The 12,127-nt window shown below is 58.1% G+C and carries 8 protein-coding genes; 5 read left to right on the forward strand and 3 right to left on the reverse strand.

The features are described 5' to 3' along the window. Positions 1 to 65: 65 nt before the first annotated feature. The 3 genes from KHO07_RS24835 to KHO07_RS24845 all read right to left on the reverse strand — a co-directional run bounded on the left by KHO07_RS24835 (position 66) and on the right by KHO07_RS24845 (position 3,706). Positions 66 to 1,793 (reverse strand): ABC transporter ATP-binding protein/permease, encoded by a 1,728-nt coding sequence (locus KHO07_RS24835; RefSeq protein ID WP_212625800.1) that lies wholly within the window; start codon positions 1,791 to 1,793, stop codon positions 66 to 68. 97 nt (positions 1,794 to 1,890) lie between these two features. Next, positions 1,891 to 2,451, reverse strand: a complete 561-nt coding sequence (locus tag KHO07_RS24840; protein WP_075947643.1) for a response regulator transcription factor — start codon at positions 2,449 to 2,451, stop codon at positions 1,891 to 1,893. Then, the gene (locus tag KHO07_RS24845) at positions 2,444 to 3,706 is read right to left on the reverse strand and encodes an ATP-binding protein (protein WP_150731810.1); all 1,263 of its coding nucleotides are present in this window, start codon (positions 3,704 to 3,706) and stop codon (positions 2,444 to 2,446) included. The genes KHO07_RS24840 and KHO07_RS24845 overlap by 8 nt, the downstream gene beginning before the upstream one ends. A gap of 315 nt (positions 3,707 to 4,021) precedes the next feature. On the opposite strand from KHO07_RS24845, the gene KHO07_RS24850 reads away from it, so the two are divergent. The 5 genes from KHO07_RS24850 (at position 4,022) to KHO07_RS24870 (ending at position 12,086) form a co-directional block, all read left to right on the forward strand. After that, on the forward strand, positions 4,022 to 4,738 hold the full coding sequence (locus KHO07_RS24850) for an SIMPL domain-containing protein (protein ID WP_150731809.1): 717 nt from the start codon (positions 4,022 to 4,024) through the stop codon (positions 4,736 to 4,738). A 534-nt stretch (positions 4,739 to 5,272) separates the two neighbouring features. Further along, positions 5,273 to 6,898 carry an ABC transporter substrate-binding protein gene (locus KHO07_RS24855; RefSeq protein WP_212625801.1) on the forward strand — a complete coding sequence of 542 codons (1,626 nt, stop codon included), beginning with the start codon at positions 5,273 to 5,275 and terminating at the stop codon, positions 6,896 to 6,898. A 307-nt stretch (positions 6,899 to 7,205) separates the two neighbouring features. Next, a complete protein-coding gene (locus KHO07_RS24860) occupies positions 7,206 to 8,807 on the forward strand; it encodes an ABC transporter substrate-binding protein (RefSeq protein WP_212625802.1) in 1,602 nt (533 codons plus the stop codon). 172 nt (positions 8,808 to 8,979) lie between these two features. After that, positions 8,980 to 10,413: an OprD family porin gene (locus KHO07_RS24865; RefSeq protein ID WP_212625803.1), complete on the forward strand. Its 1,434-nt coding sequence runs from the start codon at positions 8,980 to 8,982 to the stop codon at positions 10,411 to 10,413. Positions 10,414 to 10,490: 77 nt separating this feature from the next. Further along, complete coding sequence (locus tag KHO07_RS24870; RefSeq protein ID WP_212625804.1) at positions 10,491 to 12,086, forward strand: ABC transporter substrate-binding protein; 1,596 nt, start codon at positions 10,491 to 10,493, stop codon at positions 12,084 to 12,086. The last annotated feature ends 41 nt before the right edge of the window (positions 12,087 to 12,127 follow it).

Below are 12,127 nucleotides of genomic sequence, written 5' to 3' on the forward strand. Positions count from 1 at the left end.
TCGGCTGCTGAAACCGCATCATAGCGCAACGCGGTTGTACGATCACCACCACCCTGCCGGAGCGTTTATGCAGTCACGGCCTGGTCCACCAAATGGCCGTTCTCGATTCGCACATGCCGTGGATGGAAGCGCTTGAGACTGCTGCGATGGCCGACGCTGACAATACTCAGCCCCGGCAACTCATCGATCAGCGCCTGGTACAACGAGGCCTCATCCTCTTCATCCATCGCCGAAGTCGCTTCATCCATATACAGCCATTGCGGCGCATACAGCAGCGCGCGGGCAAACGCGAGGCGCTGTTGCTCACCCGGCGACAGCATGCGCTGCCAGTGATTGGCTTCGTCGAGACGCGCCACCAGGTGCGGTAAGCGACAGGTTTCCAGGACGTGCACGTAACGCTCGTTGGGATAGGTTTCGCCGGCCTGTGGATAACTCAATGCCTCACGTAGCGTGCCGATCGGCAGATACGGTTTTTGCGGCAGGAACAGGTAGCGCGCCGCCGGTAGACGAATGCTGCCGTGACCCGCCGGCCACAGGTGCCCCATCGCCCGCAGCAAGGTCGACTTGCCGCTGCCGGAACGGCCACTGAGCATCACGCGTTCGCCCTCTTCCACGGTCATGTCGGCGTTCGCCAGCAAGTGTCGACCGTCGGCGAGATCCAGGCCCAGGTTGTGCATCTTCAAGGCTGAGCCCGTGTTCTGCACGTCAATGGCCGGGGCGCGCCCCTCATTGTCCGTCATGGCCTGACGGAAGCTGAGCAGACGATCGCATGTGGCCCGCCATGAAGCGAGGCTTTGGTAGGCACTGATAAACCAGCTGAAACTTTCCTGCACGTTGCCGAACGCCGAACTGATTTGCATCAATTCGCCGAGCTCGATCTTGCCCGACAGATAACGCGGCGAAGCAACGATGAACGGGAAAATAATGGCAGCCTGGCTGTAACCGGCAGTAAAAAAAGTCAGGCGCTTGGACACCTTCATGATGTCCCAGAAATTATGCCAGACCATCCCGAAGCGGCTGCTCAACCGACGATTTTCGTTCGGTTCGCCGTTGTACAACGCAATACTTTCGGCATTCTCGCGAATCCGCACCATGGAGAAACGCAGGTCGGCTTCAAAACGCTGCTGCTGGTTGTTCAGGCCGATCAAGCGACGACCGATCAAATGCGTCAACCAGCTGCCGACCACCGCGTAAACCAATACACACCAGAACATGTAGCCGGGAATGGTTATACCGAACACTTCGATACTGCCCGACACGCCCCACAGAATGATCGAAAACGACACCAGGCTGACGATATTGCGCAGCAGCCCGATACCCAGTTCAAGAGTGTTGGAGGTGAAGTTGTTGAGGTCTTCGGAAATCCGCTGGTCCGGGTTATCGGTGTAACCGCCCTGCTCCAGCTTGTAGTAATTCTTGTCGTTGAGCCAACGCGCGAAATGCTTTTCGGTGAGCCAGGCCCGCCAGCGAATCGTCAACATCTGGGTCAGGTAGAGGCGGTACACCGCACCGACAATCGCCACCGCCGCAATCGCGCAGAAATACAGAATCAAGCGCCAGAAGGCGGCTTCGTCTTTCTGTTGCAGCGCGTTGTAGAAATCCTTGTACCAGGTGTTGAACCACACCGAGATGCCCACGCTAATCAGCGACAGCGCAATCACTGCGATCAACAGTGTCCAGGCCTTGCCCTTCTCTTCACTCTGCCAATAAGGCGTGATCATCGCCCACACTTTGCGGAAAAACTGCCCGCGCACAGCATCGTTGACCGCGGAGTACTCAGCGTTCTGATTCATGGATAAGGCTCAATAGAGAAAAGTACACACACGAACCGATCATAGATGATCGGTTCGGTTTGTCGCGAGGCACGGCCGGCATTCGTTCAGCGCAGGTTCAGCGGCGAACGGGACGCTTCTGCAGTTTGCGCTGCAGCGTGCGGCGGTGCATGCCCAGGGCACGGGCCGTGGCGGAGATGTTGCCTTCGTGCTCGGTCAACACGCGCTGAATGTGTTCCCACTGCAAGCGGTCCACGGACATCGGGTTTTCCGGCACCAGGCTGTCGAGGTCGGCGTGTTCGGACAGCAGCGCGGCCAGCACGTCATCGGCATCGGCCGGTTTGCACAAATAGTTGCAGGCGCCGCGCTTGATCGCTTCGACGGCGGTGGCAATGCTCGAATAACCGGTGAGGATCACCACGCGCATTTCCGGGTCCATTTCCAGCAACTTGGGCAGTAACACCAGGCCCGAATCGCCGTCCATTTTCAGGTCCAGGGCGGCGTAGTCCGGCAGATCAGCCTTGGCCAGCTCCAGGCCTTCCTCAGCAGAACCTGCCGTACTGACGCGAAAACCACGGCGAGCCATGGCGCGAGCCATGACGCGGGTGAAGGTAGCGTCGTCATCGACCAGCAGCAAATGCGGCAGTTCTTCGCCTTCGACTTGGGGTTCGTCACTCATGTTCGTCTCCTCGGGCGACACGGGGCAGGCGCAGCTCGGTGAGCGTGCCACCTTCCTCATGACTGTAGAGTTTCACTGAGCCACCGGCGCGTGTCACGCTGGCCTTGCTCAAAAACAGGCCCAGGCCGAAGCCTTTGCCCTTGGTGGTAAAAAACGGTTTACCGATCTGTTCGGCGATAGCCAATGGTACGCCTGCGCCGTGATCGCGGATGCTGATGGTCAGATTTTCGGTGTCCCAGTCCAGCGTCACCTGCAAGCCCTCAGGGCAGGCATCGGCGGCATTGTTCAGCAAATTCAGCAACGCCTGGGTCAGGTCCGGCGGCGGCGCCATGCGCGGCACCGTTCCCTGGCCGAGGCGCTGGAAGCGGTAACTGGCTTCCGGGCGCATCAGATGCCAGCGATTGAGCGCTTCATCGAGCCAATCGGTGACGTCCTGCATCTCCACGGCCAAGCGGCGATTGGCCTCGGCGGCGCGCACCAGTTGCTGCAAGGTCTCTTTGCACAGCTTGACCTGATCCTGCAGCACGCTCAGGTCGTCCTGCAACATCGGGTCATGATGGTCCTGACGCATTTCCTTGAGCAGCACGCTCATGGTCGCCAACGGCGTACCCAATTCATGGGCGGCGCCCGCGGCCTGAGTGGCTACGGCCAATAACTGCTGGTCGCGCAGACCTTCTTCACGTCGGATGGCGCGCAATTCTTCCTGCCGGCGCAACTCTTCGGCCATGCGTGCGGCGAAGAAGGTGATCACTGCCGCCGCCAGGGCGAAACTCAGCCACATCCCGTAGACCTGCAGGTTTTCCCGGGCGATGGGGAACGTTTGCAGCGGATAGAAACGCGCCAGCAGCAAGGTGTACATCGTCAGCGCGATGCCCGACAGGATCACCGAATAGCGCCACGGCAACGTCACCGCGGCAATGGTCAACGGCACCAGGTAATAAGAAACAAAGGGGTTGGTCGAGCCGCCGGAGAAATACAGCAAGGCGCTGTGGATAAACAGGTCGCAGGCCAGTTGTACCGCGTATTCAAGCTCGGTCACCGGCCACGAAGTGCGCAGGCGAATCGCGGTAAACGCACACAGCAGCATCGAGCAACCGAGGGTCGCGGCCAGTTGAAACCAGGGCAACGGCAACAATTCGAACCAGTAAGCCAGGCCCACGGAACCGGCTTGGGCGGCCAGCACCAAAGTCCGGATGAAAGTCAGCCGCCAGAGATTCTGGCGAGTGGCGGAGGTGATTTGAACGGGGGCGAGCATGAGCTCTCCTGATGAGCGCTCCAGGCGGATCGCTGGGAGTATAACCAAGCGCGGAGGCTGGCAGGCAAAAGTGCGGCAAACGGCCACAGTCCAAATCGCCTTTTTTGTAGGAGCTGGCTTGCTAGCGATGGCCGTTAAGCGGTTCGTCTGTCAGACCTCGTTATCGTTCATCGCCAGCAAGCCAGTTCCTACAGAACAACGCCTCGCATACATCTGTATAGAAGTTGTAACTGTGCGAACCGGATCATTAAAGCTAGAGTCTGATGGTTTCACGCAGGCCCGAACGATTCCCTGCGCATCATCCCAGGAGCTTTCATGCACACATTCCGCCGCAGCGCCGCCCTCCTTGCCCTGAGCGTTGGCACCCTCGCCAGCCTCCCGACCCTGGCGGCCGACGAGCTTCATTACAACCAGATTTCCCTGCGCGCCGAAGTCAGCCAGGAAGTGGCTCGCGACCTGATGATCGTGACCCTCTACACCGAAGAACAAAACACCGACCCGGCCAAGCTCGCCGCCGACGTCAGCACCACCATGAACAAGGCGCTGGCCCAGGCCAAGCAGGTCAAGGACATCACCCTGCGCCAGGGCAGCCGGAACAGCTACCCGATCTACGACACCAAAGGCCAGAAGATCACCGGCTGGCGTGAACGCGCCGAACTGCGTCTGGAAAGCACCGATTTCGCCGCACTGTCGAAGCTGACCGGCGAGCTGCTCACCGACCTGAAGATGGGCGGCATGGACTTCGCCATCGCCACCCCAACGCGCAAGGCCAGTGAAGACACCCTGCTCAAGGAAGCGGTCACCGCCTTCAAGGCGCGGGCGCAATTGGCGACCGATGCGCTGGGTGGCAAGGGTTACAAGATCGTCAACCTGAACCTCAACAGCAACGGCTACCCGCAACCGTACATGCGTGGGCCGATGATGATGAAAGCCGCCAGCATGGACGCCGCTCCAGTGACGCCTGAAGTGGAAGCCGGCACCAGCCAGGTCAGCATGACGGCCGACGGTTCGATTGAAGTGCTGATGCCTTGAATCGATAACTTCTGAACACAAAAACGGCGATCACCAGAATGATCGCCGTTTTTTATCACCTTGCAGGAGCAGCCGAAGGCGCAGGCGGCGTTCGGACGATCTTTTGATCTTGATCCATGCTCTCAAAACCCTTCAGTGCCCGGCAAAAGATCGCAAGCCTCCGGCAGCTCGTACAAGGGCAGTTGCACTTGGTATAACTCGATCAATACCAGAGCAACGATAACCACTCCCATTAACCCCCGCACACCCCTTGGGGACGGGGTATAAATAGGTAACACCTCGCCCCACCCACGGGCACCCCTTGTTTTGTACGCACCATAAAAGTGCACCAAATGCACCGCAAAAATGCCGCGCAAACGGTCAAATGCGTCAACTTTTATACATATGCGACATTAAGGTACGTTCGTGCCACCGTTTAAGACCTGTAGTCGCTCAAGATCTTGCATTGGGTATGCCCCCTGCATAAGTATCCGCAGGCACGACTCACGAGGTCGTCCTCAAAATTAAAAAATGACAACAAATCATGAGGCCACCATGCTTAAACAAGCGGTCATTCCGTTTTTATTAGGTGCCAGCTTGCTAGCTAGCGCACCGTTCGCCCAAGCTGCGACCAATCTGGTGTTCTGCTCCGAAGGGAGCCCGGCCGGTTTCGATCCAGGTCAATACACCACCGGAACCGACTTCGACGCCTCTGCAGAAACCATGTTCAACCGTCTGACTCAGTTCGAGCGCGGCGGCACCGCTGTCATTCCTGGTCTGGCGACCAGCTGGGACGTTTCCGATGACGGCCTGACGTATACCTTCCACCTGCGCGAAGGCGTCAAGTTCCACACCACGCCTTACTTCAAGCCGACTCGTGAGTTCAACGCCGACGACGTGCTGTTCACCTTTAATCGCATGATTAACAAGGATGACCCGTTCCGCAAAGCGTACCCGACCGAATTCCCGTACTTCACCGACATGGGGATGGACACCAACATCACCAAGATCGATAAAGTCGACGACAAGACTGTCAAGTTCACCCTTAAAGATGTAGACGCTGCGTTCATCCAGAACATGGCCATGAGCTTCGCCTCGATCCAGTCCGCCGAGTACGCAGCCCAGCTGCTCAAGGAAGGCAAGGCCGCCGACATCAACCAGAAGCCGGTCGGCACTGGTCCGTTCGTTTTCAAGAGCTATCAGAAAGACTCCAACATCCGTTACACCGGCAACAAGGACTACTGGAAGCCGGATGACGTGAAGATCGACAACCTGATCTTCGCTATCACTACCGACCCGTCGGTGCGCATCCAGAAGCTGAAGAAGAACGAGTGCCAGGTCACCCTGTTCCCTCGTCCGGCCGACCTGAAAGCGCTGCGCGAAGACAAAACCCTGAAGCTGCCTGACCAGGCTGGTTTCAACCTGGGTTACATCGCCTACAACGTGATGGACAAGGTCAAGGGCAGCAACGAGCCAAACCCGTTGGCCCAACTGAAAGTGCGTCAGGCACTGGACATGGCGGTCAACAAGCAACAGATCATCGACTCCGTGTACCAGGGCGCGGGCCAACTGGCCGTCAACGCCATGCCACCTACCCAATGGTCCTACGACACCACCATCAAAGATGCTCCGTACAACCCTGAGAAAGCCAAAGAGCTGCTCAAGGAAGCGGGCGTCAAAGAAGGCACCGAGATCGTTCTGTGGGCGATGCCGGTACAGCGTCCATACAACCCGAACGCCAAGCTGATGGCAGAAATGCTGCAGTCTGACTGGGCGAAGGTCGGCCTCAAGGTCAAGATCCAGAGCTACGAGTGGGGCGAGTACATCAAGCGCTCCAAAGGTGGCGAGAACCAGGCAATGCTGATTGGCTGGAGCGGTGACAATGGTGATCCGGACAACTGGCTGAACGTGCTGTTCGGCTGCGACTCGCTGGAAGGCAACAACTTCTCCAAGTGGTGCGACAAGAAGTTTGACGACATCGTCAAACAAGCCAAGCGTACTTCGGACCAAGGCAAGCGCACCGAGCTGTACAAACAAGCGCAACACGTCCTCAAAGACGCGGTGCCAATGACACCTATCGCTCACTCGACGGTGTTCCAACCCATGCGCGCCAATGTGCAGGACTTCAAGATCAGCCCGTTTGGCTTGAACTCCTTCTACGGCGTCAGCGTCAGCAAATAAGATCGGGTAACGGCGACGTTTCAGACGTCGCCGTTACTTTATCGACCGAGAATGCAGGAATTCGCCTACACCCAATTCGCCAGCTGACTACAGCTTAGCGCTAGGATGCGTCGACTTTTCCTACCAGTCTTTCAGGCTTTTACGCATTTACTGCCGAACCCACGGACCTCTACCGTCGGGATTCGACCAGCTCATGCGTGGGCCACCGGTTTGTTTGCTGCACGTCTTGGTTTGAGACCAGTGAAGCCTTCACGTCTACACACGTGACGCAGGCTCATTGTCATAACACTGAACAGAAGGGAGCGTCATGCGCCATACCTTGGTTTTATCTGCATTGCTGGGCACCGGCCTGTTGGCCGCCACGTCCATGAGCCACGCTGCCAACAACAGCCTGGTGTTCTGCTCCGAAGGCAGCCCCGCCGGCTTCGATACAGCGCAGTACACGACTGCGACTGACAACGACGCCGCCGAGCCGCTGTACAACCGACTGGCAGAGTTTGAAAAAGGCTCGACCAATGTCGTACCGGGCCTGGCCACGAGCTGGGATATTTCCGAGGACGGCCTCAAGTACACTTTTCACCTACGCCCAGGGGTGAAATTTCACACGACCAAGTACTTCACCCCAACCCGTGACTTCAATGCCGACGACGTGCTGTTCACGTTCAATCGCATGCTCGATCCGCAACAGCCATTCCGTAAGGCTTACCCGACAGAGTTTCCGTACTTCAACGGGATGAGCCTGAACAAGAACATTGCCAAGGTCGAAAAGACCGGGCCGCTGACCGTGGTCATGACGCTCAACAGCGTGGACGCCGCGTTCATCCAGAACATCGCCATGAGCTTCGCCGCCATCCTCTCCGCCGAGTACGCCGACAAGCTGCTGGCCGAAGGCAAGCCTAGCGATATCAACCAGAAGCCGATCGGCACTGGGCCGTTCGTGTTCAAGAGCTACCAGAAAGACTCGAACATCCGTTACACCGGCAACAAGCAATACTGGGCGCCTGAGCGGGTCAAACTCGACAATCTGATTTTCGCCATCAACACCGACGCCTCGGTGCGGGTGCAGAAACTCAAGGCCGACGAGTGCCAGATCACCCTGCATCCGCGCCCTGCCGATGTCACCGCGCTGAAGAACGACCCGAAACTGCAACTGATCGAGAAGCCCGGCTTCAACCTCGGCTACATCGCCTACAACGTTCGCCACAAGCCGTTCGACCAGCTCGAAGTGCGGCAGGCGCTGGACATGGCGGTGAACAAGCAAGGCATTCTCAACGCTGTTTATCAGGGCGCGGGTCAACTGGCGGTCAACGCCATGCCACCGACTCAGTGGTCCTACGACGACACCATCAAGGACGCCGCCTACAACCCGGAAAAAGCCAAGGAACTGCTCAAGGCTGCCGGCGTCAAGGAAGGCACCGAGATCACCCTGTGGGCCATGCCCGTCCAGCGTCCGTACAACCCCAACGCCAAGTTGATGGCTGAAATGCTCCAGGCTGACTGGGCGAAAATCGGTCTCAAGGTCAAGATTGTCAGCTATGAATGGGGCGAGTACATCAAGCGCACCAAGAATGGCGAGCACGACGTCAGCCTGATCGGCTGGACCGGTGACAATGGTGACCCGGACAACTGGCTCGGCACGCTGTACAGCTGCGACGCCATCGGCGGCAACAACTACTCCATGTGGTGTGATCCGGCTTACGACAAGCTGATCAAGCAGGCCAAGGTCGTAACCGACCGCGACCAGCGCACCGTGCTCTACAAACAGGCGCAGCAGTACCTCAAGCAGCAGGTACCGATCACGCCAGTCGCCCACTCGACGGTCAACCAGCCGTTGAGCGCCAAAATCGAAGGGTTCAAGGTCAGCCCCTTCGGTCGTAACGTGTTCTCGGGTGTCAGCATCGAAAAATAAAACCGTGTAGCTAGAACGCTGGGGGCGCATTGCGCCCTCACGCAAGCGTATTGCCGTAATTCGCCCACAGGGCCTGCAGCAAACGTTTGCGATGCGTGATTGAGTTCCAAACCAATAGCCGGATCACCCAAAAAAGACCGGCATAAAAAAAAGAAAGTAAGGAGCTTCACCCATGAAACTGAGCAGCACCGCAATATTGGCCTTGGCCATCAGCAGCGTAACCGCCACGGCTTACGCTGAAACCCAGAGCCAGGCGTTCACCCCGGTTACCGTGAAAGAAAAAAGCGCCCAGAGCGAAGCCACTGGTTTTGTTGAAGGCCAATCGCTGACCGGGACCACGCGCAACTGGTACGCCAACGAACAGCTGAAACGTGGCGGCAAGTTCCGTTACAGCAAAGACGGCGCGTTGCCGGAAACGGATCGTCGTATCAACTGGGTACAAGGCACGATCCTCAAGTACAACTCGGGCTTCACCGAAGGCACTGTCGGCTTCAGCACTGAAGTCGCCGCCTACAACGCCATTGCGCTGGAACGTGACCGCGAGAACCTGGCCGCCGGCAACGGTGGCGCACCGAAGACCGGGGCTTTCTCGGGCAACAACCGTACCCTGACCGAAAAGGGCGGTGACGCCGTAGGTCAGTGGAGCAAACTGGGCCTGGCCAACGTCAAGGCACGCGTTTCCAACTCCACCCTGACTGCCGGTCGCCAGAGCTACAGCAGCCCGCAAGTCGACACCATCGGCAACCGTGCCCTGCCTTCGAGCTTCCAGGGCGTGAGCTTGAATGTCGCTGAGCTGGAAAACCTGACCTTCGATTTCGCGACCTTTGACCGCGTGTCCCCGCGTATGGAACAAAGCGAGCAAAAATTCCGTGCCGAGTACGCCAACGGCCGTGTAGAAACCGATCACATCTACACCGGTGGCATCACCTACACCCCATTTGCCAGCCTGACCACCAGCCTTTGGGCCACCCAGGCTGAAGACATCTGGAACCAGTACTACTTCGGCGCCACCCACGTACTGGGTGACAGCCAGGTCCTGAGCCTGACCACCGGCCTGAACTACTACAAAACCCAGGAAGACGGCAAAGCGCTGATCGGCGACATCGACAACGATACTTACTCCCTGTCGTTCGGCCTGACCCATCAGGCCCACAGCCTGACCTTCTCGTATCAGGAAGTGAACGGTAACGAGTACTTCGACTACCTGCACGAAACCAACGGCATCTACCTGGCCAACTCCCTGCTGTCGGACTTCAACGGCCCGAACGAGAAATCCTTCCAGGTGGCCTACGGTCTGAACATGGCCGAATACGGCGTGCCTGGCCTGAAGTTCAACATCTACCAGGCTCGCGGCTGGGGTATCGACGGTACCCACTACACCGGCAACAAAGGTGTGGTCGACAAGGGCTACGACGGTATCCAGACGCAAGACGGTGAACATCATTACGAATACGGTATCGGTGCAACCTACGCCGTACAGAGCGGCCCTCTCAAAGCCACCACTATTCGTGGAACCTACACCGCTCACCGCGCCAGCGATAACCAGTCTGACGGCAGCATCAACGAGTTCCGCCTCGTGACCACCATCCCGTTCAACATTCTGTAATGCACCGGCCGAACGGCGCGTTCAGTGATGAATCGTCGTTCGGCTTTTATCCTTCAACCGATTGCAGAGGGTTCTTGATGAAAATGCTTCCCCTACGTGCGGCCATCGCGGCCGCCTTGCTGAGTGTCGCGGTGGGCGTATCGGCCAAGCCGCTGGTGGTTTGCACCGAAGCCAGCCCCGAAGGCTTCGACATGGTCCAGTACACGACTGCAGTCACCGCCGATGCGGTTGCTGAAACCATCTTCAATCGACTGGCGGATTTCAAGCCCGGCACCACTGATGTGATTCCGGCACTGGCCGAATCGTGGGACATCAGCGAAGACGGATTGAGCTACACGTTCCACCTGCGCAAGGGCGTCAAGTTCCACACCACCGAATATTTCAAGCCGACCCGCGACCTGAATGCCGACGACGTGGTCTGGAGCTTCCAGCGCCAGCTGGACCCGAATCATCCATGGCACAAACTGTCGAGCGTGGGCTTCCCGTACTTTGAAAGCATGGGCTTCAAGGAACTGCTGAAAAGCGTCGAGAAAGTCGACGACAACACGGTCAAGTTCACCCTGACCCGCCGTGAAGCGCCGTTCCTGGCCGACATTGCCATGGCCTTTTCGTCGATCTATTCCGCCGAATACGCCGATCAGTTGCTCAAGGCCAACAAGGCCGGCGACCTGAACAACAAGCCGGTCGGCACCGGCCCGTTCGTCTTCCAGCGCTACAACAAGGACGCCCAGGTTCGCTTCAAGGCCAACCCGGACTATTTCCGTGGCAAGCCACCGGCCGATGCACTAATCCTGGCCATCGCCACCGACAACAACGTGCGCCTGCAGAAACTCAAGGCCAACGAGTGCCAGGTCGCGCTGTATCCGAAACCGGATGACATCCCGAGCATCAAGAAAGACCCGAACCTGAAGGTCGACGAACTGAACGCCATGACCGTTTCGTACGTCGCCATGAACACCACCCACAAGTACTTGAGCGACGTGCGGGTACGCAAAGCCATCGACATCGCTTTCGACAAGGAAGCCTACGTCAACGCCCTGTTCGGCAAAGGCAACGCCACCGTGGCGGTCAATCCGTACCCGGACACCCTGCTGGGCTACAACCACAGCCTGAAAAACCCGGTTCGTGATCTGGACAAGGCCCGCGCCCTGCTCAAGGAAGCCGGTGTTCCGGAAGGCACCACCTTCACCCTGTTCACCCGTAACGGTGGCGGTCCGACCAACCCGAACCCGATGCTCGGCGCGCAGATGATGCAGGCTGACCTGGCCAAGGTCGGGATCAAGATCGACATCCGCGTGATGGAATGGGGCGAAATGCTCAAACGCGCGAAAAACGGTGAGCACGACATGGTTTCCGCAGGATGGGCGGGCGATAACGGCGACCCGGATAACTTCCTGACGCCTATGCTCAGTTGCGAAGCGGCCAAGAACGGCGAAAACTACGCACGCTGGTGCAATGACAAGTTCCAGGCACTGATCGACCAGGCTCGCGAAAAGACCGATCCGGCCGGACGTACTGCACTGTACGAACAGGCTCAGGTTATTTTTAACCAGGACCAGCCATGGATCAGCATGGCACACACTAGAATGTTCACCGCAATGCGCAACAACGTAGAGGGTTATCACATTAGCCCCCTCACCACGAATAACTTCGCCACCACCCAGGTGAAGTAAATAAGAAAACTCCCGGCAGCCTGATCCAGGCCTGCCGGGCA

The organism is Pseudomonas sp. PP3 (assembly GCF_905336995.1).
GTDB classification, from domain to species: Bacteria; Pseudomonadota; Gammaproteobacteria; order Pseudomonadales; family Pseudomonadaceae; genus Aquipseudomonas; species Aquipseudomonas reinekei.

Coding starts and splice junctions, on each gene's coding strand:
- KHO07_RS24870 (WP_212625804.1), top strand. CDS start 10,491: ATGAAAATGCTTCCCCTACGTGCGGCCATCGCGGCCGCCTTGCTGAGT.
- KHO07_RS24845 (WP_150731810.1), bottom strand. CDS start 3,706: ATGCTCGCCCCCGTTCAAATCACCTCCGCCACTCGCCAGAATCTCTGG.
- KHO07_RS24865 (WP_212625803.1), top strand. CDS start 8,980: ATGAAACTGAGCAGCACCGCAATATTGGCCTTGGCCATCAGCAGCGTA.
- KHO07_RS24850 (WP_150731809.1), top strand. CDS start 4,022: ATGCACACATTCCGCCGCAGCGCCGCCCTCCTTGCCCTGAGCGTTGGC.
- KHO07_RS24860 (WP_212625802.1), top strand. CDS start 7,206: ATGCGCCATACCTTGGTTTTATCTGCATTGCTGGGCACCGGCCTGTTG.
- KHO07_RS24855 (WP_212625801.1), top strand. CDS start 5,273: ATGCTTAAACAAGCGGTCATTCCGTTTTTATTAGGTGCCAGCTTGCTA.
- KHO07_RS24840 (WP_075947643.1), bottom strand. CDS start 2,451: ATGAGTGACGAACCCCAAGTCGAAGGCGAAGAACTGCCGCATTTGCTG.
- KHO07_RS24835 (WP_212625800.1), bottom strand. CDS start 1,793: ATGAATCAGAACGCTGAGTACTCCGCGGTCAACGATGCTGTGCGCGGG.